Here is a 20729-nt window from a genome sequence, read left to right as displayed (position 1 = left end):
ATGATTTCCACTCCGATTCAGACTCGTTGGATGGATATGGATCCGTTCGCTCATGTCAGCAATTCCGTTTTTGTTTCTTATCTTGAGATCGGAAGAGTGGATTATTGCAAACGTCGTTTTAACGTGAAGGACGTTTTCGACGTTCCTTTTATTTTGGCGAGAATCGAAATCGATCTTAAAAAATCCATCGAGATGCATCATGCCGTGGAAGTGCAGACCTGCGTTACACGAATCGGAAGTAGTTCCTGGGATTTTGAATCGAAAATTTTGGAAATGAATACAAAAGAAGTTTTCGCCGTCGCGAGGACGGTTCAGGTGACTTTTGATCATGTAAAAAAATCCAGCATTCCGATTCCGCATAATGTTCGATCGGTTTTAGAAGAAGATCTCAAGGAATTTCAAATCCAGCAATTCATTTCTGACAATCGGTTGCGGAGCTGCGAGTAGAGCGGTAACTATCTCAGCTTTATAAATGCAATGAATTGTATAAATAGAAAAACTTGCAAGCGTGGCTCCGATTACTGATCTCTATAAAATTGAGTACCGTTAATTTTATCATAAAACACTGATTCCATGCAAAATATTAGGTACTTTATTATATAGTTATGAGTAAAATTCTTACCATTGGTAAAAAATGCCTTCTTTGTAACTTAAACATTCTCAAATTCTTCCAAGCTGATTTTGGTTTGTCTTAAAATACTTCGTAGAGTCCCAATCGCAATTTCTTTGTGTTCCGGTACAATTGCGGTCAATGTTCCAAATTCAGTGAGTTTAATAAACTTTACGTGGTTTCCTTTTTGACTCACTTTTCAAAATCCAAATCGTTCTAATTTTCTCTTTACTTCTCTATAGGATAAAGGCTTAAGCGACACTCACTTCCGCCTGAATCTTTTTAATCTCGGGCAAAAGAGTCGCTACAGGATTTTCAAAGTGTAACTCTAAGGCTTCTTGCAAATTGGATAGCACTTCTTGTTCCGTTTCTCCTTGGCTTGCAACATCCACCTCTAAGCACTGGGCTACATACATTTTCTCTTCTTGCCAAACACTTGCTGTAAAGGATTTCTTCATACTTTGAAATAACCTTCCCATTTTTCTCATGTCCAATCTTTTTTGACCACTTCTCAGAAGGGATCTATTCAACGTGAGTTCGGCGTAAGAAAACTGGCGCGGGAGAGAGTTTCTACGTTTTAGTTCGCTAGCGGTTAATAAACAATCCAGAGAGATTCTCAGACAACAAAATCAGACTGTGCCCGAAAGAAACTCAAAACAATCACAACGATCCGTAGAAATTCCGATCAAATCGGATGGTTTTTTGTTTCGATCAAAGCCTGATTTATACAAAAAACTTTCGACGTAGAACTAACGTTCAATAAAATTTGATGAAAACTGAATCAGATAATGATCGTGAGAATAGACAATAAACCATTTTTAAAAACCGTTTTACTTTCTTACTTTATATTCTTTGCATGTGTTTCCGCTCTTGCTGCTCATCCATGTTCAACCGAATTTAAAATAGATACGGTTGAAAAGGAGGGTGTCAGCTCCATTCGTCTAACGCCTACAAATCCGAATGTTTCCGTAATTCAGCCTCAATTCAATAGAGTCGGGAAATTTTCAGGAGGTCTTGCGCCCGTCCAGGTCGGAGACAAATGGGGATATATTGATTTTACTGGAACACTTGTAATTCAACTTCAATTTGAAGATGCACAATCTTTTTCAGAAGGTCTTGCATCTGTTAAGGTTAAAAATCAATGGGGGTATATTGATACTACGGGAAAAATCGTGATTCGACCTCGGTTCGATGAAGCGAAAGAAAAAGGTGTATTTAATTTTTCGGAAGGTTTTGCATCTGTGAAAATTGGAAGCAAATGGGGATACATTGATCATATTGGAAAGATTGTAATTCAACCTAAATTTGATAGCGTATCCAATTTTTCAGAGGGCTTTGCGGCTGTGGAGATTAGAGAGAGATGGGGATATATCGATAAGGCCGGAAAAGTAGTAATCCAGCCTAAATTTCTATACGCAAGTTCCTTTTCAGAGGGGGTTGCCTCCGTAGCCATAGTAAGAAGTATACGGGGAACCTTAAGTTTTCATTATAGTTTCATCGATATGACCGGAAAGGTTACCCTTCAACCTACGTTTACTTCTGTAGGGGATTTTAAAAACGGTTTCGCATTTGTCGAGTATGGTCCGAGAATAGTGCGCATTGATAGGGCTGGAAATACTTATCGTGGTTTTTATTTTGAAAAAAAACAAAAATTCTATCCTCAGCTTAGGGGCAACAGTGATAACAAATGGGGATTTTTTTTTGGTCCCGAGACTATTTTTCCCGCCCAATTTGATTACGCAGACTATTCTTCAGAGGGTTTTGTGTCCGTTAAGGTCAGAGACAAATGGGGATATATTGATTTTACGTACTGTTCTTTGTCCCTATGAGATTTAGAACAGTGTAAATTCAGAGTAACAGTATTTAAATCAAAAGTATTCATTTTACTTCGTGTGAGTTCGTTTTCTATTTTTTCCCAATCAAAAATGTATGCCGAGGATTGTGAAAATGGAGAAGTCGTCTTTAGGGATTCTTACGGAAATGAACCCAAAGGAACTTTTATAAACGGAAAATTAGAAGGATTTTACAGAGGTAAAGTTTAAGAACAATGGAACGTTTTCTGGAGTCCTTCATAAAGATTCTTCACGAAGAAGGGTAACTAAAATGATCGATCCAGTACACAAAGAATGGTGTATGAAATTTGCGAAAAAACGAGTGTAGTAGCTGGTCTAAATTTATACTCGATTCAAATGTGAAATGTGCATTTCAGGGAACGTTTCGAAACGGCCAAAAGACCGGAAATAGTCGTTAACTTGTAACAACGGAGAAAGTTTCGAGGGAATTTATTCAAACAATCCGGCCAATGGGCCAGGAAAACTAATCTATTCCAACAGAACGTTTTTCGAAGGAAAACTTAAAACCGGTTACCCCGTTCAAAAATAGAAGTTCGATGCAAAAAAGAGTCGTTTGATGGTGTCTAACGTTATTTTGTTTTTGTTAACAAATTCGATCAATTACATTGAATTTCATTGAATCTACGTTTCCAGGCTGTGTTCTCCGCTCCAGGATAGGGCCAAAAACGATTCATTTCATCGATGTCAGACGCACTTTGGCGGCAACGATCGGATCGACGGCACAAATTTCATTTAAATAAGAAAAATGACGCCCTTGAATTGCACCGCCGATATCCGCTCTATCTTCTCCATAATTCGATGTGGCATATTCGCTCACAAAACCGTCTATGGGATTCCAAAATTGAGTATAAGGCACATTGGGACCGAAACGGCGAGGACTGGAACCATCTTGGTAGCTTCCATATTGAAAGGAAGGCGGATTTAACGATTCCCATTTTGGACCCCACCAGTATCCCATTGTATCATCCATACTATGCGTAAGTTCATGGTGTATGGTATTTGATAACCACCTGCTATAAAGTAAGTTAGGATTGGTTTCTGTGCGGGATTTTATCCCGTCCGAAACGTCTATAAATATAACATTTGAGGCTTCAACTCCAAAATGAAAATAAAATATTCTGTGAGTTAAGAAAGATTTAGAGCGTTGGATATCTTCAGGCCTCTTCTTCCGCAATATAAGTCAAAATCAGAGAAGCTAATAAGGTCAGCAAAAATTGAGAAAAAACCCAGAGCCAAACGATTAAACTAGGCAAAACATTCACAAAATTTAATATAGAAATTGCAGGTCCGACATAAGCCGCAAGAGAAAAACAGATCGCGACTATCAATCCGCCCACAATTCCCACCGGGAGCGAATTTTTTGCAAGCCTGACTATAACTCCCAAAAAGAAAACCTGAACGAGATCGGCAAGGATAGGTCCTACCCATAAAATCATTCCAACGGATTGGAAAAAATTTTTATAGATGGAATCATAATAAAAACGAGAGAATAAAAGACTGCGAAGCGGTACGGAGATCACCTCCCAAAAACCGAAAGCGATAAACAACCTTAGAAGAAACTGATTCCAATCTTTCGCAGTCTTTAGACTCATTTTTATTTTCCTACAATGAACACTACGTTAGTCGTTGCGGACCCGCCGATATTCAGCATCAGCCCGTTCTTAGCGTCTTCCACTTGGTAGTTGCCCGCAGTTCCGGTAACTTGTTTGTAGAGGTCGAGCATCATTCTCACTCCGGAAGCACCGACCGGATGTCCCACTCCGATAAGTCCGCCGGATGGGTTGATCGGTTTTTTACCTTTGAAATCGATAATCCCTTCCTCGATGGCTTCGTGTTCTTTTCCTGGTTGAGAAATTCCGAATGCGGAAATCGCCGCGTATTCGGAGGAAGTAAAACAATCGTGAGTTTCAAAAACGTCAATATCTTTTACTCCGAGTTCCGCTCTATCATAAGCATCTTTTACGGTTTGTCTGGTCCAAGGGAGAATGTATTTGTCTCCTTTGGATTCCGCAACCTTCGCTTCAAAAGTGATCGGAGCCACTCTATGTCCCCAACCTTTCAGTCTTGGGATGGAAGAAACTTTCTTTCCTCTTTTTTTCGCGTATTCTTCGGTATAAGATTTACTCGCGAGAACGACCATAGCCGCACCGTCGGTAACTTGAGAACAATCGGTGATGCAGAGTCTTCCTCCGACCGCCATATTGTATTCTCCGCCTCTTGCGTTTGCGTGTTCTTTGTTCATGAACCAAGAACGGGTTTGAGCCTTTGGATTTTTCTTTGCGTTATCATAGTTGATTCTGGAAATTTCGGCTAACGCTCCCATAAATCTTTGTTCCGGAAGTTTATATCTTTCGAGAATCACGTCCGCAAGTTTTCCGAAAAGTTTCGGGAAAGGAAATTGAACTCCTTTCGCTTCTTTTTCGTAGTAAGCGGCTGTTCCTAAAAAATCGCCCCCTACGGAAGAACTAACGGTTTTCATGATCTCGATTCCGAGAACGATCGCAACGTCGTAGTCTTTTGCGCGAATTTTTGTCGCAGCCGCGTCGAGTGCGATGGAACCGGAAGCGCAAGCCGCTTCAAAACGTCCGCCCGGAATTCCGGAGAACGCAGGATCGACTTCGGTTAAAAATGCGCCCAAGTGACCTTGAGTTGCATACTGTTCCGCATCGAAGTTTCCAACGAAAATTCCGATTCTATTTTGTTTGTTCAGTTTTTTGATTTCATCGGGAGTGATTCCGACGGCAGCGAGACCGTCTTGAACGGCTTCACGCATCAAGGACATAAAGGTTTTTCCTTCCTTAGTCCAGTTTCTTTGAAAATCGGTTTGTTCCCCGCCGAGGACGTAAATTTTATCGCTCATGGTGATACCTTCTCCCCTAAATTATCCTTTGAAAAGTGAACGAGCATCCAGCTTTTCCTTCAGCTCGTAGAACGGCTTCCCTGGTTTCGCTTTTGCTAATACGTCAGGAACCGGAAGTTTTGCTTTTTCGATCAGTTGAATCGCGTCCTTAGGTCCGCCTAAAAAATCGACGAATGCGGAAGCGGGAGCCCAATTGAATCCGGTACCCATCGCGAGGTCCGCCATTTCTTTTGTGTCAACGACTTCGCCAACGATCGAAAGAGAGTAACTAACGTATCTTGCGATGAAGTATCTCGCTAAGTCCGCTTCGAAACCTTTTGCTTCTTTTACGATGTTCATCGCGCCGATGTAGTCCGCTTCGGAAATCTTTTTGTTCGCCTGACGAATAAAACCGATGTCGAACTTAGGAACCGGTTCGTACAGATCCGCGCCTATATTATAGACTAATTTTTCTTTCTTACCGTCTGGAGTTTTGGACATCTTATAAAGACCGCCGCCCGTTTTTCTTCCTAGGTCGCCTTTATCAATGAGCTTTTGGAAGTAACCCGGCATTTTAAACGTAGAATGAGCGGCGTCTTTTGTCATCTCGTAGAGGTTATCCACGATCGCTTTGTGAACGTCGAGACCTACGAAGTCCGCAGTGTCCAAAGGAGCCATCGCTCTTCCGGTGTAACCGCTCATAATCGTATCCATCAAAGCAATCCCGCCTTTATCGGAATATTTTTCCGCGATTTGAGCGACTTCGTTGATAAGCTGAAATCCGATTCTGTTTCCGGCAAATGCGGGAGTATCGTTTGTGTAAACGACCGCGCGGCCTAAAACCTTATCCAGATACTCTCCGAGTTGTTTAAGAACTTTCTTATCCGATCCTTTATGAGAAACTAATTCACAAAGAATCATTTTATAAGGAGGATTAAAGAAATGAGTTCCGAAATAATGCTTTTGTCCGTCTTCATCGAACGCTTTAGAAAGTCTTTCGATGGAAAGACCGGAAGAAACCGTTGAAATGATGGTTCCAGGTCTTCTTGAACTTGCGATTCTTTTGTTGATCGGTTCTTTTACTTCGTAGCTTTCCGCAACGAGTTCGAAAACCCAATCGGATTCCGCTACCGCTTTTTCCAAATCCGCATCATACGAACCCGGAATCAGTCTTGGCCGAATTGTATCGGTTTTAACGGAACCGATCGCCTTTTCAATTCCTTCTTTCGCTTTGTTTGTATCCCTTGCGAGCATGTGAACTTTTGCCTTTCCGAATGAGGCAACAATTGCCGCCGATCCGGCGCCCATGGTACCGTTCGCGCCCAATACTGTTACTGTTTTTATTTCTCTCATGAAACTATACCGATTCTTGGATTTCCCAATGGAATAGGACCTGTTTAAAACAACCGGGTGGGGAGGAAAGTTTTTTTCACCCTGCTTAAGTATAGGAATCTTCTAAAACAGAACGCATGTTCTGCTTAAAAGATTACGAAAGACAAAAAACAATATTTGCGAAGCCTTTTGATCTGCGCTTCGGAATACACATACCGAATGTTTCGAAAAATTCATTGGATTGCGGGCGTTCGGGAAAATATGTGAACAAATCCATTATGGGGAAAAGTTCTTCAGTCTTTGCTTACCATGTTGGGCACGAGGAATGTTCGGTTTCGATTCCATTTTCAAGAAGAAAGTTTGACGATCATGTTTTGCCCTACATTAGGAGCATTTAAATACAAAGTATAACTTTTTAATCGGAATGAAAATGGAATCATTCACCGCCCACTTTTAAAATACAAGCCCCTCTAATCTGATTCCAATCGGTTTCCGAAACAGGTCTTTTGATTCCCTCAAAAGGAATTCCGATACGATTTCCAATCTCATCACACTTATCTGCGACTATAAACCAATTACTTCCCGATATTCGGATTTTTTGAAGATCGAATTCCTCTTTCTTATTTTTTTCTCTCACTCGTTGGCGGTTATAAAAACCCGCTCGATAAAAGGAAAGCATGATATCTGGACGATTGTGATGCTCCAATGAAAGCAAATTCCATAAGACGGAGGGGCGATTTACCGTTTTCAAAAAAACGGACTCCGCATCCTCCGCAGTAAAAAATAAACTACGATCAGTTCCGGAAAAACAAAGATTAGTCCTCTCCCAAATGTCAGAATACTTCCAACTCCAATACCCCAAAGTAAACATTATAAATATAGAATATACAAAACAAGATAAAACTTTTTCACGTTCCTCGTAGAATTTTTCGTAACAAAAAATGCAGATTGCGATTAATAAAGCGGGATAAAGATGATAGATATGCCGAGCTTGGTGATTCGGCGTCATCAAAGTCAATCCCAAAATTGAAATCAACACAGACAAAAAGAGAAAGAAAGAAGCGCTAACTTCACGATTTTTCCAATAACGAAAAACTCCGAAAATAATCCCCAAAATCAAACCAACACACAAAACCCACCCACCGTAAGGCGCATAAAAAGAATTATCCAAAATCTCGCGGAAGTATGTAAGACTGAAAATTGAATCTTCACTTTGACCCGGCATTAAACCCACGCCTTGTATGTGTCGGATCGTACTGCCGGAACTTGAAAATCGATCAGGATGAATCAAAATCCAAGATCCGATCGGAAAAATCACGTAAGTCCAGAAATACTTCCAGATGGAAAAATCTTTTTCAACGTCGGAGTTCCGACTAACCGAACGACTCTTCGAAGCGATTTTTATAGATTGCACTCCAGAACGCGAAACCGAACTTTCTGAACGATCCGTAAGTTGCAAAGTAAGAATGTCTTTATCCGTCTTTCGCAACCCATAAAAGATTTTCCAAACAACGATATTGATATCGATCCAAAAAATCAAAACTCCCGCGTAACGCAAATACGCTTTCGTTTTTCCGGGTAAAGTTTCTTTGGAAAAAATTATCGATACAAGAATCGACAAAATCGCAAATCCGATCGGGATCAAAGCACCCCATTTGACTTTTTTAAAAAAGTTTTCCCTTGGAAAAACAGATTTTGTTTTTCCGGAACTATTCTTCGCTACAGAATCGAAGCCCCTTTCCTCCGAAAGGTTTTTCAGAGAAGAATCCAAATTTTCTTTTTCCGATACATTCTTTATAAAAAAGGTAGAACTGTTACGTTCCAATCTGTTTTTAAGAAAGGAACTTTCATTCAAAAATAATCCGTAAAAATTCAAAATTTTGAATATGAATTGTTTCGTTTCGTCAAAACGAAATGTAATCAAGAACAAACAACCGAAGAAAATGAAAATATAACCGTACGGATATTTTGTATGAAACAAAAGGTTAACGCTGATACATAAAAACCAAGGAGAATAGGAATCCGTCGAGATAGATGTTGCCGATATGAATCCTGAATTGATTTGTTTAGAATCTTCTTGTAAAAAAGAATTAGGATTTCGCGAGGAACGTAAAATTTCCGCTTTATCGAAACAATACCTTTGCAATTCCCAAAAAGCAAGAGCTGCGGGAAGAAAAAAGAGTCCTCCTTGAACTTCCAACATTCCCGAAAAAGAATAATGCATAAATCCGGGATTTTGTAATAAACCGGCCCAAACGATAGGAAACAAAAGCGCGGGCGCGATTCGATTTTTCTGTTTGCTAAAACGAAATAAAACCCAAGGAACAATCAGAAAAAGTAAAACCAATTCTCCAAAAGTAAAAAGAGAAACGAGAGTTCCTCCCGGACCAAATATAAGCACGATCAAAGCTTCGGGAAAATTTCTTAACACGGGCCAAGTAGGAGAATCGAAGATCAATCGAACGATCACGACTGGATCAAAAGATCGAAATCCTTCCGCAAACCGAATCGAAGTGACCAGCCTTGCATCAGGATCCCAAGTTAAAAAATTGCGGTTAGGACAGAACGATAAAAATTTCAAATAGAGTTTATGGAAATAGATTCCTAAAATAACGAACTGCGGTAAAAAAAGTCCCGGAATTAAAAATTTGGAAGAGCGAATGTTATCAAGAAATTGCATGATCCCTAGGAAAAATCATTACAACTTTTTTCAAATCAAGGTCAATCGTCTAATTGGAATCTACCTTTTATTTCCGATTTTTTTCGCTCTTCAAGCAGACGATCGTCCCTTTCTTTTTCCCAAAGATCACTCTTTCCATCCAAAATACAAAGTAGAATGGTGTTACTTTGTCGGAGTCCTCCAATCTTCGGAAGGAAAAAAATACGGATACGAACTTAGTTTTTTCAAAGGAATTTTTGCAAAAAATAGGGAAGCATTTCCGGTTCATTTTGCGATCTCCGATTTGGAAAATAAAAAACATAAAACTGCGCAAACCGTAGAACGTAAGTTAGGCGGAATGGCAGGATACGATTCGAAACAAATTTTCAGCGGGGACTTTATTCTCAAAATCGAGGGGAAAACGAAATTTCATCTGATCGCAAAACCGAAACACTTTCCTGGACTTTCTTTAGATTTATTTTTAAGCGGCAAAGATTCGGATCTTCTTTTACACGGAGATCAAGGCAAATCGATCAAAAGTAGAAAAAATCCAAATATCTATTCCTACTATTACAGCATCCCCGGCCTTTCCACTCAGGGAGAATTAACTCTAGATGGAAAAAAAATCCTTATCGAAAACGGAAATTCTTGGATGGACCATGAATGGAGCAGCCCTTTTGATTCCACTCGACAAGCGGAACTTTCGGACAAATTCAATTCTTGGGATTGGATCTGCATTCAACTCGAAGATGGAAGTAATATTATGGCTTTTAATTTTAGAGAAACTTCGCATTCTCCTTCCGAAAGTTTCGGAACCATTCGTTTAAAGTCCGGAAAAAAAACATATTTCGAACAAGAAGGAGACATTACATTCATACACGATTCTTCTTTCTGGAAAAGCCCAAGAACAAATCAGAAATACCCGCTCTTTTGGAATCTTCATACTCATATTACTCAAAGAGAATCTAAATTCGATCTTAGAATTGAACCTTTTTTCGAAGACCAAGAATTCGATTCCCGCACCACCACAGGATTTAGTTATTGGGAAGGTGCCGTAAAAGTTCAAGGAACCCGAGACGGAAAACCCGTTCGCGGAACCGGCTATTTGGAACTTAAAGGAACCCGAGATTAAGATTGGAAAGTAAATCGATTCATTTCTCTTAACAATTAAAATACTTTTTCGAAAAAGGCTTTGTCATAAGATCTGATTCGTTGAAACTGTTTTTCGGAACCGGAAACGTAATGAAAAAATATTTCCTAAAACGATTTGTTCTGATTATCCCCACACTATTAGGAATGACATTCATCGTTTTTTTAATTTCTCATTTTGCTCCGGGCGGTCCCCTTGAAACCGAGATTGCAAAGATTCGAGGTTATGCAAATTCTCAGGGTGGAAACGCGAAAACGATTTCGGAAGAAGAAATCGATATCATCAAAAAAAGACTACACTTGGACAAGCCCGTAGGAATCGCATATCTTTACTGGCTTAAAGAAATTCTCGTCTTCAATTTGGGGGAATCTAGGCTCCACACACGACAAGTATCGGATCTGATCTTGGAAAAACTCCCGGTATCATTGACCTTCGGTCTCTCCGGATTTTTATTTTCTTATCTCATATGCATTCCGCTTGGAATTTCAAAAGCGCTTCGAAACGGAGAACGTTTCGATATCGCATCCAGCGGAATTATCTTGATCACATATTCCATTCCCATATTCGCACTTTCTGTTTTACTTCTTTATGTCTTCGCTTCGGGAGAATTATTGTCGATTTTCCCTTTAGGTCACGAAGTTTCGGATGATTACGAATCTTTTTCCCTTTCGGAAAAAATCGTGGATCGAATCGCGCACATGTTCCTTCCGGTAATCTGCTACGTTTCCGGTTCGTTCGCCGTTCTTACATTACTTATGAAGAATTCTCTTTTGGACCAAATCTCAAAAGAGTATGTTCGCACCGCACTTTCCAAAGGATTTAGTTTCAAAGAAGCGATTTTCAAACATGCCTTTCGAAATTCCTTGATCCCGATCGCAACTGGATTCGGAAGTAATCTCAGCCTTATCTTTGCCGGATCTTTGGTGATTGAACTCGTATTTAATATAGACGGAATGGGACTTTTGAGTTTTCAAGCAGTTACCGAAAGAGATACGGATTTGATGATGGGGCTTCTACTCGTGCAAAGTCTTCTTTCGCTAATCGGAAACATTCTATCAGATTTCTGTTATGTATTGATCGATCCGAGGATTCAGTTCGAATGATCTTAAGTCCGATATTTAAAAAAAGATTCCAAAAATTCAAAGAAAACAAAAGGGCATGGTATGCTCTAAACATATTAGTGATTTCTTATTCGATTTCCCTGCTTGCTCCACTCATTGCCACCAATCAACCTCTAATCGTAAGTTACCGCGACAAATGGTATTTTCCTATTTTCTTCTTCTATCCGGAATCCACGTTCGGAAGCGAAAATCGAACCCCTCCTAACTACAAAAAACTTTCCCGAAGAGACGATTTTGTATCAGGTTCCAATTGGATCCTTTTTGCTCCGATTCCTTACGGATATAACGAAGACAATCTTGAAAGTTTGGAAGAAGGTGAAACTCCGCCTTCTTCACCGAATCGAAAACATTGGCTCGGAACGGACGATCGAGGTAGAGACGTTTTCACAAGAGTTTTTTACGCTTATAGAAACGCTCTGAGTTTCGGTCTTATATTAGTTTTTCTTGAATTAACAATGGGAACTTTAATCGGAGGAATACAAGGTTATTTCGGTGGAAAAACGGATATTCTGATGCAGAGAATCATAGAAATTTTTTCCGCGATTCCTTTTTTATATTTAATACTGATTGTTGGAGCATTTTTCGGTAGGGGATTTACCGTTCTTCTGATTACGTACGGCGCATTGAGTTGGATCGGAATTTCGTATTATATGCGCGGAGAATTCTACAAACTCAAACAATTGACTTATGTCGATTCCGCAAAAGCCTTAGGGGTCGGTTCATTTCGAATTATGCTTCGACATATTCTGCCCAATGCAATTACTCCTCTGATAACTTTTTTACCGTTCACATTGATCGCATCTATTTCCATCTTAAGCGCGTTAGACTTCCTTGGTTACGGAATTCCCGCACCGAATCCTTCCTGGGGAGAGATGATCGGGCAAGGAAGAGAACGGCTTAGCGCTTGGTGGTTGATAACATTCCCTTCTGCTGCGCTTTTTTTAACGATTCTTTTTACCTCGTTCGTTGGAGAGGGTTTAAGAGATTCTTTTGATTCCAGAGAAAAAGCGGTGTACGAATGACCACTCTTCCCTTACTTCAAATTAAGAATTTTTCACTCGACCTTCTTTCCGAAAATCGATGGCTTCCCGTTCTTCAAGATCTGAATTTTGAAGTAAGACAGGGGGAAATTTTATCTCTTGTCGGAGAATCCGGCTGCGGGAAATCGCTCACTTCTCTTGCACTAACAAGATTAATTCCCTCTAATATTTCAAAAGTGAAATCCGGAGAAATTCTATATCAAGGAAAGGATCTTCTAAAACTTTCTTCGGAGGAAATGAGAAAGATTCGTGGGAAGGAAATTTCATATGTCTTTCAAGAACCTTTTGCCGCTCTAAATCCCTTGTTAAAAATTCAAGATCAAATGATCGAAGGATATTTAATGCAGATTTCTTCAAATCGAAAAGAGGCTTTAGAAAAAGCGGAGTTTCTCCTTTCTTCGGTGGGAATTACTGATATTAAACAAAGATTATATTCTTATCCGAATCAGATGAGCGGCGGAATCTTACAAAGAATCAGCATCGCAATGGCCCTTATGTGCAACCCGAACCTACTCATTGCGGATGAACCCACGAGTGCAATCGACGTAACCATTCAAGCACAGTTAGTCGAACTCCTTTTGGATCTCCAAAAACAAAATGAAATGTCCATCTTATTCATTTCGCACGACTTTGGACTCGTAGGAACGATCGCAAATAGAATCGCGGTCATGTATGCGGGAAGAATCGCCGAAATCGGAGACACAGATTCCGTAATCGATTCACCGAAACATCCTTATACGGAAGATCTACTTCGATCGATTCCGTCCCTTGCAAAGTCCGTCGAAGATTTACAACCTATTCCAGGAATAGTCCCTTCTCCAGATCAGTATCCCATAGGATGCCATTACTCCACTCGTTGCCAGGCAGTAATGAGTTTATGCAAAGAAAGCAAACCGAAATTGTTTTCTATACATTCCAACGGAGAATCGCATCTCTCAGCTTGTTTCTTGGCAAAAAATCGGGAATAAAAAATCAGAACAAATTATGATTCGCATCCAAGATCTTACCATCAGTTATTACACGAAATCGGAATTCGGCTTTAGAAAAAATCGAGTCATCGCAGTGGACGAAATCAATCTTGAAATCGGAAATAACGAAATTTTAGGATTAGTAGGCGAATCCGGCTGTGGTAAATCCACGTTAGGAAAAGGTCTCATAAAGCTATTAAAGTCAGAGTCCGGATCGATTTACTTTGAAAATCAGGAAATCACCTCTCTTTCTTCTTCTAAGTTTTTTCCTTTTAGAAAGAATCTACAGATCATATTTCAAGACCCGTATTCTTCTCTGAACCCGAGAATGACGATTTCGGAAATTCTAATGGAAGGGTTGGAAATTCACGAAAAATCATCTCGAGAAGAATCCGAATTAAAAATCAGAAAAATTTTAGAAAGAGTAAACCTATCTTCCGATATCCTTTCCAGATTCCCTCACGAATTTTCAGGAGGACAAAGGCAAAGGATCGCGATTGCACGGGTACTGGTTTTAAGACCTAAGTTTGTCATCTGTGACGAATCGGTTTCCGCTCTCGACGTTTCTACAGGTACTCAAGTTTTAAAACTTCTAGTCGAATTAAAAAATGAATTCGGTCTTTCATATTTATTTATCTCCCACGACCTCGGCGTGGTAAAATCAATCTCGGACAGGATTGCGGTCATGTATCTGGGAAAAATCGTCGAACTCGGTAAAACAAAAGACATTATTTCATCTCCCGCACATCCCTATACAAAGGCGCTTTTTCAATCCACCTTTGACGTTTACGATAGAAAAAAAATTCGACTTCCCCTCAAAGGAGAAATTCCGAGTATCGTAAACAAACCTACGGGTTGTCATTTTCATACTCGATGTCCGATCGTTCAGGACTTTTGTAAATCGCAAACTCCCACTTGGAAGGAGATCGGAACAGATCAAAAAGCACTCTGCCATTTTCCACTGGATCGAAAAAAATGAAATTCTTTAAATACATTCAAGAATTATCATATAAAAATCGAATTAAAGCTATTACGATTCTTCTGTTTCTGACTCTTGCGTTCGCGCTTTTTACGTTACTTTTTGTTTTTATCCGCCAAGATTTTTATAAGGATTTTATACTCACCGAAATTGAAAAAAAAACCGGTTTAGACGTAAAAGTGGACTCTTCTGATCTGGTTTTATTACCGTTTCCGGGAATAGAACTGGGCACAGTTCAGGTTCGAAAAGGAAACCTTATCGTAGGAGTCAGCGATCGGATTAAGATCAATATTTCATGGTTCGGCTTATTAGGTCAGAAAGTAGAAATCAGAGACATTTATATTTCAGGCGGAAAGATCAATCTGCACAAACATAAAGACGGTTCCATTGATCTAATCGAATTTTTTCAACAGGAAAAATACAAACTTGAAAGTGTTCACCAAACACAAACCATAAAAATTTTTGATCCATCGTTTACGGCCGAAAACACGTTATTTAATCCGAAAGAGATTTTTAAAATCGGATTGAAAAACATTCAAATTGAAAATTTTCACGTTCACTACCAAGACGATACCCATGATAGAGAATACCTAATTTATCTTTGGAATTCGGCGTTCAGTATTTCTTTTTACGGAAATGCCCTTGATCTTATTCTGCAGGGAAAATTAGACGGTCAAAGTTTTCAGATTTACGGAAGCGCAGATTTGAATGAATTTCCGGTAACCCTTGAAAACTTAAAATTTCAGTCTACGATCATTTTAGACAAGTGTTCTCTTTCCATCTTTAGGGATCTGTTGGTTGTCTTTCCGAACGCAGATTTTTCGAAAACGATCCTAAACGGCACAATCAGAATCAAAAAAGCGCCCAATGAACCGATCAACTTCAATGTGACGGCACAAGGGAAGGACTTCGCTTATCAAGGCGGGAATCCGTTCGGTGACATCAAATTAAATATGGAACTGAGATTGGATATTCCGAATAAGAAATTGGATTTCCCATATATCTCCGTCGTATGGCCTGGGATCGCGGAAGGAAACGCTAAGGGAACAATTCTATGGAATTATAAAACGAATGCGTTCTTTCAAGTCACCGCAAATTATTTAGATTACCACAGCGTACTCCGATTGGGCAAACTTTTCGAATTCACTAAGAAATTTAATAATCCGAATCGTCCGGACGGGGTTTTCTATTTCAGTGCGGATTTAAAAAACGTATATGCGCTCAAACACAGATTTCCGGCCCTAAAAGCGGAAGTGAAATACGTTTATCCTTGGATTCAAATCTCTAATTTTCATGCATATATATATAACGGAGAAATATTAGGAAAATCTAAGATAAATCCGTTCAAATCCAAATTCGAAGTCCAAGGGGAAGTGTATCGAATTCAATCAGATCGAGTTTTCATGCCTTACGTAAACGATCAGATCATCAGCGGGAACTTGTTCAGTAAGTTCAATTTTACTACGGAAGTTCACAATCAATCTTCCGATTTTTTGGCGGAATTTTTCAGGAATATGGAAGGGTCCGGAAATTTTCAAATTCTCAACGGAGAGCTACTCGGTTATGCAAACTTTATGATTCCGGTCCTGAATACTCTCGGAAAAATTGTTTCATTCAACGGAATCGACGGAAGAAAGGTCGAGTTCTCCTCTCTTAATTCGGATTTTAAAATCGAAAACAACCGATTTTACTTTCAAGATTTAAAATTACAAGGAAAAGGACTAGAAGCGGACGGAAGAGGAAACATCAGTTTCGAAAAAGATGTGGATCTTATTCTCAACTTAAGATTAGGCGGAAATATTGTCGGTAAAGCGTTAAAAATTCCGATCCTTTATAAGGGAAGATTTAAACAATCAATTCCTTATATAGATCCGATTTGGCTGGGCTCGGTCTTTGCGGGAAGCACGATCTTGGCCCCATTCTTTACTCTGGTCGGCGGACCTTACGGAGGAGGAATTGCCGGGTCAGTTGTATCCGAATATGTAAGAGATGCTTGGGAGGGATTTAAAGGACTGTTCGCGTCCAAAGAAAAAAACAAAAAAAAATAACCTAGAAATCTTAAGGAGATTCTTTTCATGAAACCAAAATTATTCATTCGTATCACATCAATCTTGATTTTTATCTTCGCAGTCGGACATTCCATTGGGCACTTTACCAGATATAATACGATCGATCCTCAAGCTCTAAATACGATTTCCGTAATGCAGAAAACCAAAATTCCAATGGAAAGCGTTACAAAGTCTTACGATCAATTTTATACGGGGATGAGTTTAAATTTAAGTATCTTCTTAATTTCGTTGACGATTCTTCTATGGTTCCTATCGAATTTTACCGAATCAAATCCCAAAGCGACGTTGAAACTTTTGATTCCAATTTTCTTTTGTATCTTTTGTTTCAGTATCACAAGTTTCATTTATTTTTTCCTCGCACCCGCCTTAGTCTCCTTATTAGGAACCTTTTCTCTTCTGATAAGTATTATCCTTTTGAAAAAGTCTTAAACACTTGTTAGCGATACCAGATAAATTACTGCAGCTTTTCGAATCAAACAAACGAAAATAAATTCTTAATATAAGTTCTAAGTAAAATCCAAATCCAATCCTTCTTGAACCAAAATCCGCAGCGCATTGCTTGTTTGGACCAAACCTTCTCGAATTTTATAATCAAAGCACATGGAACCGTTTATAATTTCTTCTTGGAAATGTTTCAAAATAACATCCTCGACTTTAGCCAGTTCCAAGTCATGACTCGTAACCAAACCCATTACACGATTCTTTTTAAGTTCTTTTAAAATTCCTTTACAAGCAAGAGAACGTTCCCTTGTGTTCGTTCCTTTTAAAATTTCATCAAGCAAAACAAGATGAGGTAAATCCGAATTCTGAATTTTTTTTACGATCTCCGAAAGTCTTCTTACTTCCGCATAAAAAAAAGAAATTCCTTCCTCTAAGTTATCTTCGTTTCTCATGCTCGTATGAATTTTCAAAACCGGTAAAGAAAATCGAGACGCAGGCGCCGGTCCACCTGCCAACGCGAGAATGGAAGAAACGGCGATTGTACGTAAATATGTCGTTTTACCGGACATATTCGAACCCGTGATGAGAACAATATTTCCTTCCAGAACTTGATCTAACGGATTAGAAACTCTGAAAGAAAGAAGGGGGTGGAAAAGATCTTCTCCCGAAATTCCCTCCTTAGAATTTTCAGAAAGAATCTCAGGGAAACAATAATCGGAAAACATCCACTTCAAATTCGCAAAAGGAAATAGAGAATCGAATACGGTTAAATCATCGATGGATTTTTCCAAAAGCGCGGAATGTTTTTCCTTCCATTTGGAAATTTTCCCCAAAATCCAAAGATCGTAAAGAAAAAGACTATTTAAAATTAGATGCAATAAAGGGGCTTCGGTCAAAGCGACACGCTTCAATATACGATCCAAACCCTCGTAAGCAGATTTTAATTCCTCCTTGGAAGTGCCCCGCAAAAGAGATTTACCGTTTTTATCCCGAACATTCAAACCTTTTAGATATATTAGAATTTTCTGAAGTCCTTCTATACTTCCAGAAAGGGAATAATATTGTCGAAAAATTTCTAAAGAACGGGAGCGATACAATCCAAATAAAATCAAATTTAAAAACAGAACGGAAGCCGGAAAAGGGGCTCCCAGAAACACATTTGCAGGAATAAACGCAAGAACTAGAATTGCAACCGGCCTGTAAATTCTTTTTAACCATGGATATCGTTTCCAAAGTTCCGAAGCACCGTCGTTGTGGATCAATTTCATTTCCATCTTCTCTTGATTGAGAGAAAGATCTCGATTTTTCTTCAGATAAGAGGAAAGTCTAAGTATTTTAGGAATTGCTAATTCTTTTTCGGAAATCGATCGAACAATTGACTGGCGAAGTAGAATATTTTCTCTTTTAAAATCGGTCGAAGAATCTTCCGGGTCCAAAAGAGAAATTAACCGACGTTCCGCAGTTGAAGTAAACGTAGTATCCAACCAAGGAAACAAGCCAGTTTCCCGGAATAGATCCAAGTCTCTTGCCAAAGGAGAAATTTTTTCCAAAACAACTTTAGTTCCGAATTTTTTCCCGAAACCTTTAATTCCAATTCTCGCAGATTCTCTTTCTAAAACAAAAATCCAAAGTCGAATTTTTTCTCGAGTCGAAAGAATCTTTTTATACCTTCCAATAAAAAAGAAAAAAATGAGAAGAAAAACTAAGGAAGGAAAATAATAAAAAACCGAAGAATGGAAATAATAAAAAACGGAAATCCAAAGAACGAATGCACAAAAGGAAATAAGGCGGAACAGAGAAAGTTTAAAAAGAAGAATGGAAACTCGATCGTAGAATCTTTTTAATTTTCCTGCTCTGCGCGAAAGCCGATCGATCAGAATAGGAGGTTTCATCCGACTAAGGAGCTTATATTTTCGTAGTGTTCGTTTTCTCGCTTATAAATTTCAAAATCCAACAAACGAACCAGTGATCCTAGGTCGGGCATTACCCAGCGCGAAACCAATTTACCGCGCTCCTTGCCTTTAATCTTATCCACATATACGTATCCGAACAGATCGGTACCGTATTCGTACGCGACGAATCTTCCCATTCTTTTACCCGTATTGTTGATCAGCCGGATCTGCATTTTTTTGCAATTTTATCGTTTTAGGAAATTTCGTACAAGAAAAAAAAACTCAAGGATTTCCCAATTTCTTCGATAGATAGTTCTGGGAGTCAATTGCTTTCTCAAGGAAGAGAACCCGGCAAGATTTCCAATAAGGAATCTAGAATCAAACCAGAAAGTCGCATGGAGGCGCAAAATGTTTTACCCGGAAATGGATCCAAACCTAAAAAGTTCCTTTCTTTCAATTGACGAAACCGTCGCTAACCTCGTAAACAATACAATTCTTCCGCAATCCGGCCTAAAAGCGGGGAACCTTCTCAACACGAATCAGATGAAAAAATTAAAAGAAATCCGTAAGCGCAGATTCAGATCCAATGAGTGGAAGAATTTTTTAAAAGATTAAAACTATATTTTGACCTTAAAAAAGTTCTATCATATCGAATTGAATATTTTCGAACTTACAATCTGTTTTAAAGTATTTTGAAACTTTAGGAGATGTAACACCGAATTATTTCCATTTGAAAAATCCAATTTATAAAAAACGGTACTTTCATATTTTTTTAAGAAAATTCCGAAAATAAAAAAGCCTGCTGTTCTTAGCAGGCTTTTTTTCATTAAACTCCAATACAAAATTCAGTACTTGGTTTTGGTAGAAGGCATCTTCACATTTAGAATCACGTCCACCTTCGTCACGTCCCCTTCTCTTACGTTGATCATGGAATTGTTGAGATTCAAATCTTCCGCAAAAGAAGCTTTAATTTCATAATCACCCGGCTTGAGATTTGTGAACCAGAAATTTCCTTCGCTATCGGTATTTAATTTTTGAATTCCGGTAACGCTGGAAATGGTAGGCATAAAAATTGGCTGATTGATCACAGGATTATCCAAGGTTTTATAGAAAACTTTTCCTTGAATCGCCCCGAAACCGCTCATAGAAACATAAATGGGAAGTTCATTTCTCTTGTTCGGAAGAACCGCAAATGTCTCCTGAATCTCGGGATAGTCGTCGGCTTTGATCGTGATCTTATGAACCCCCGCAGGAACTCTACTCAAGGTAATCGTGTAGATATTACCTGGAATCAACTGTCCTTGTCTCTTAACCGCACCCCAGAAATTGGAAGAAGTCGTAGCTATAGCTGAAGCAAATTCTTGATCATCGATATAAACTTTAACGTTTCGATTCCCTTTCCTTTTCTTCTTAGCAAAGATCAAGACATCGGGAGGAAGATCCGAAAGTCCATAAGCGCGATCTTGAATGATCGTAGTCTTTAACACCAAATCACCTCTTTCATTCGTCGGAACTACGGGAGGTTCTTCCGGAGTTACTACAGGTTGAGAAGGGTCCGGTTTTACGGGATCGGGTTCAGGTTCTACGGATGGAGGAGGAGGTTTTGGAGGATCGATCGGTTTTGGAGGTTCCGGATTTTTTTTACCAGAAAGGAAAATACCCGAAGCGTTTCCGGAAATCTGAGGAACTTGTTCGTGTTGAAATTTTTTCGCCATCTGAACGGTTTCTTCTCTCGATTTGAAGAAGGCTTCCAACGCGGTAACAACGTTATCTTTA

18 protein-coding genes and 3 pseudogenes (1 of these 21 cut by a window edge) are annotated in these 20729 nt (G+C 39.2%); 11 read left to right on the top strand and 10 right to left on the bottom strand.

Features of this window, described 5'->3' with window-relative positions; translation table 11 throughout:
* Complete coding sequence (locus CLV95_RS12600; protein WP_002724789.1) at positions 1 to 447, top strand: acyl-CoA thioesterase; 447 nt, start codon at positions 1 to 3, stop codon at positions 445 to 447.
* 203 nt (positions 448 to 650) lie between these two features.
* Here CLV95_RS12600 and CLV95_RS12595 read toward each other — a convergent pair.
* Together CLV95_RS12595 and CLV95_RS12590 are read right to left on the bottom strand one after the other, a co-directional pair.
* Positions 651 to 872 (bottom strand): annotated as a pseudogene (locus tag CLV95_RS12595) (type II toxin-antitoxin system HicA family toxin).
* Complete coding sequence (locus CLV95_RS12590) at positions 862 to 1026, bottom strand: type II toxin-antitoxin system HicB family antitoxin (RefSeq protein ID WP_002734941.1); 165 nt, start codon at positions 1024 to 1026, stop codon at positions 862 to 864. The pseudogene CLV95_RS12595 and the gene CLV95_RS12590 overlap by 11 nt, the downstream one beginning before the upstream one ends.
* Before the next feature lie 372 nt (positions 1027 to 1398).
* Between CLV95_RS12590 and CLV95_RS12585 the strand changes: the two genes are divergently transcribed.
* Together CLV95_RS12585 and CLV95_RS19830 are read left to right on the top strand one after the other, a co-directional pair.
* A complete protein-coding gene (locus CLV95_RS12585) occupies positions 1399 to 2439 on the top strand; it encodes a WG repeat-containing protein (RefSeq protein ID WP_002734896.1) in 1041 nt (346 codons plus the stop codon).
* A gap of 51 nt (positions 2440 to 2490) precedes the next feature.
* Positions 2491 to 2992, top strand: a pseudogene (locus tag CLV95_RS19830) (MORN repeat-containing protein).
* Between the two features lie 67 nt (positions 2993 to 3059).
* On the opposite strand, the pseudogene CLV95_RS12575 reads toward CLV95_RS19830, so the two are convergent.
* The 5 genes and pseudogenes from CLV95_RS12575 to CLV95_RS12555 form a co-directional block, all read right to left on the bottom strand.
* Positions 3060 to 3631, bottom strand: a pseudogene (locus tag CLV95_RS12575) (LIC13305 family lipoprotein); the annotation flags it as partial.
* Positions 3618 to 4055 carry a hypothetical protein gene (locus tag CLV95_RS12570; RefSeq protein WP_002724722.1) on the bottom strand — a complete coding sequence of 146 codons (438 nt, stop codon included), beginning with the start codon at positions 4053 to 4055 and terminating at the stop codon, positions 3618 to 3620. The gene CLV95_RS12570 and the pseudogene CLV95_RS12575, both read right to left, overlap by 14 nt.
* Positions 4056 to 4057: 2 nt before the next feature.
* Entirely contained in the window at positions 4058 to 5323 is a 1266-nt protein-coding gene (locus CLV95_RS12565) for an acetyl-CoA acetyltransferase (RefSeq protein ID WP_002724761.1), read from the bottom strand.
* Between the two features lie 21 nt (positions 5324 to 5344).
* Positions 5345 to 6655 (bottom strand): 3-hydroxyacyl-CoA dehydrogenase family protein, encoded by a 1311-nt coding sequence (locus CLV95_RS12560; protein ID WP_002736318.1) that lies wholly within the window; start codon positions 6653 to 6655, stop codon positions 5345 to 5347.
* A 415-nt stretch (positions 6656 to 7070) separates the two neighbouring features.
* Positions 7071 to 9314: a hypothetical protein gene (locus tag CLV95_RS12555; RefSeq protein WP_002734843.1), complete on the bottom strand. Its 2244-nt coding sequence runs from the start codon at positions 9312 to 9314 to the stop codon at positions 7071 to 7073.
* On the opposite strand from CLV95_RS12555, the gene CLV95_RS12550 reads away from it, so the two are divergent.
* The 7 genes from CLV95_RS12550 to CLV95_RS12520 all read left to right on the top strand — a co-directional run bounded on the left by CLV95_RS12550 (position 9313) and on the right by CLV95_RS12520 (position 17049).
* Positions 9313 to 10425: a carotenoid 1,2-hydratase gene (locus CLV95_RS12550; RefSeq protein ID WP_002735074.1), complete on the top strand. Its 1113-nt coding sequence runs from the start codon at positions 9313 to 9315 to the stop codon at positions 10423 to 10425. The genes CLV95_RS12555 and CLV95_RS12550 overlap by 2 nt on opposite strands.
* Positions 10426 to 10535: 110 nt before the next feature.
* The gene (locus CLV95_RS12545; protein ID WP_026054034.1) at positions 10536 to 11546 is read left to right on the top strand and encodes an ABC transporter permease subunit; all 1011 of its coding nucleotides are present in this window, start codon (positions 10536 to 10538) and stop codon (positions 11544 to 11546) included.
* Positions 11543 to 12586, top strand: coding sequence for an ABC transporter permease (locus tag CLV95_RS12540; RefSeq protein WP_002724291.1), 1044 nt, complete (start codon positions 11543 to 11545; stop codon positions 12584 to 12586). Before CLV95_RS12545 ends, CLV95_RS12540 begins: the two co-directional genes overlap by 4 nt.
* Positions 12583 to 13572, top strand: coding sequence for an ABC transporter ATP-binding protein (locus tag CLV95_RS12535; protein ID WP_002724311.1), 990 nt, complete (start codon positions 12583 to 12585; stop codon positions 13570 to 13572). Before CLV95_RS12540 ends, CLV95_RS12535 begins: the two co-directional genes overlap by 4 nt.
* A 16-nt stretch (positions 13573 to 13588) precedes the next feature.
* Positions 13589 to 14551, top strand: coding sequence for an ABC transporter ATP-binding protein (locus CLV95_RS12530; protein ID WP_002724285.1), 963 nt, complete (start codon positions 13589 to 13591; stop codon positions 14549 to 14551).
* The gene (locus CLV95_RS12525) at positions 14548 to 16599 is read left to right on the top strand and encodes an AsmA family protein (RefSeq protein ID WP_002735006.1); all 2052 of its coding nucleotides are present in this window, start codon (positions 14548 to 14550) and stop codon (positions 16597 to 16599) included. The genes CLV95_RS12530 and CLV95_RS12525 overlap by 4 nt, the downstream gene beginning before the upstream one ends.
* Before the next feature lie 27 nt (positions 16600 to 16626).
* Positions 16627 to 17049, top strand: coding sequence for an LIC_13387 family protein (locus CLV95_RS12520; protein WP_002724297.1), 423 nt, complete (start codon positions 16627 to 16629; stop codon positions 17047 to 17049).
* Between the two features lie 77 nt (positions 17050 to 17126).
* Here CLV95_RS12520 and CLV95_RS12515 read toward each other — a convergent pair whose 3' ends face one another.
* Both CLV95_RS12515 and CLV95_RS12510 read right to left on the bottom strand, forming a co-directional pair.
* Positions 17127 to 18953, bottom strand: coding sequence for a MutS-related protein (locus tag CLV95_RS12515; protein WP_002724289.1), 1827 nt, complete (start codon positions 18951 to 18953; stop codon positions 17127 to 17129).
* Positions 18950 to 19186, bottom strand: coding sequence for a hypothetical protein (locus CLV95_RS12510; protein ID WP_002620920.1), 237 nt, complete (start codon positions 19184 to 19186; stop codon positions 18950 to 18952). Before CLV95_RS12510 ends, CLV95_RS12515 begins: the two co-directional genes overlap by 4 nt.
* 175 nt (positions 19187 to 19361) lie before the next feature.
* On the opposite strand from CLV95_RS12510, the gene CLV95_RS12505 reads away from it, so the two are divergent.
* Entirely contained in the window at positions 19362 to 19568 is a 207-nt protein-coding gene (locus CLV95_RS12505) for a hypothetical protein (RefSeq protein WP_002724280.1), read from the top strand.
* A 230-nt stretch (positions 19569 to 19798) separates the two neighbouring features.
* Here the strand turns inward: CLV95_RS12505 and CLV95_RS12495 are convergent, their stop codons facing one another.
* Positions 19799 to 20729: the 3' portion of a caspase family protein gene (locus CLV95_RS12495; RefSeq protein WP_002724287.1), read on the bottom strand. Its footprint extends 692 nt past the window's final position; only the last 931 of its 1623 coding nucleotides appear in the window; its start codon lies off the right edge, out of view; it ends in the stop codon at positions 19799 to 19801.

The organism is Leptospira borgpetersenii serovar Javanica (assembly GCF_003046425.1).
Classification (GTDB): Bacteria; Spirochaetota; Leptospiria; order Leptospirales; family Leptospiraceae; genus Leptospira; species Leptospira borgpetersenii.
Note: the sequence above shows the minus strand (reverse complement) of the source record. Positions and strands in the feature narration are given on the sequence as shown.

Excerpts from the sequence above, each read along its gene's own strand:
- CLV95_RS12600 (WP_002724789.1), top strand. The coding sequence starts at position 1 with ATGATTTCCACTCCGATTCAGACTCGTTGGATGGATATGGATCCGTTC.
- CLV95_RS12590 (WP_002734941.1), bottom strand. The coding sequence starts at position 1,026 with ATGTATGTAGCCCAGTGCTTAGAGGTGGATGTTGCAAGCCAAGGAGAA.
- CLV95_RS12585 (WP_002734896.1), top strand. The coding sequence starts at position 1,399 with ATGATCGTGAGAATAGACAATAAACCATTTTTAAAAACCGTTTTACTT.
- CLV95_RS12570 (WP_002724722.1), bottom strand. The coding sequence starts at position 4,055 with ATGAGTCTAAAGACTGCGAAAGATTGGAATCAGTTTCTTCTAAGGTTG.
- CLV95_RS12565 (WP_002724761.1), bottom strand. The coding sequence starts at position 5,323 with ATGAGCGATAAAATTTACGTCCTCGGCGGGGAACAAACCGATTTTCAA.
- CLV95_RS12560 (WP_002736318.1), bottom strand. The coding sequence starts at position 6,655 with ATGAGAGAAATAAAAACAGTAACAGTATTGGGCGCGAACGGTACCATG.
- CLV95_RS12550 (WP_002735074.1), top strand. The coding sequence starts at position 9,313 with ATGATCCCTAGGAAAAATCATTACAACTTTTTTCAAATCAAGGTCAAT.
- CLV95_RS12555 (WP_002734843.1), bottom strand. The coding sequence starts at position 9,314 with ATGCAATTTCTTGATAACATTCGCTCTTCCAAATTTTTAATTCCGGGA.
- CLV95_RS12545 (WP_026054034.1), top strand. The coding sequence starts at position 10,536 with ATGAAAAAATATTTCCTAAAACGATTTGTTCTGATTATCCCCACACTA.
- CLV95_RS12540 (WP_002724291.1), top strand. The coding sequence starts at position 11,543 with ATGATCTTAAGTCCGATATTTAAAAAAAGATTCCAAAAATTCAAAGAA.
- CLV95_RS12535 (WP_002724311.1), top strand. The coding sequence starts at position 12,583 with ATGACCACTCTTCCCTTACTTCAAATTAAGAATTTTTCACTCGACCTT.
- CLV95_RS12530 (WP_002724285.1), top strand. The coding sequence starts at position 13,589 with ATGATTCGCATCCAAGATCTTACCATCAGTTATTACACGAAATCGGAA.
- CLV95_RS12525 (WP_002735006.1), top strand. The coding sequence starts at position 14,548 with ATGAAATTCTTTAAATACATTCAAGAATTATCATATAAAAATCGAATT.
- CLV95_RS12520 (WP_002724297.1), top strand. The coding sequence starts at position 16,627 with ATGAAACCAAAATTATTCATTCGTATCACATCAATCTTGATTTTTATC.
- CLV95_RS12515 (WP_002724289.1), bottom strand. The coding sequence starts at position 18,953 with ATGAAACCTCCTATTCTGATCGATCGGCTTTCGCGCAGAGCAGGAAAA.
- CLV95_RS12510 (WP_002620920.1), bottom strand. The coding sequence starts at position 19,186 with ATGCAGATCCGGCTGATCAACAATACGGGTAAAAGAATGGGAAGATTC.
- CLV95_RS12505 (WP_002724280.1), top strand. The coding sequence starts at position 19,362 with ATGTTTTACCCGGAAATGGATCCAAACCTAAAAAGTTCCTTTCTTTCA.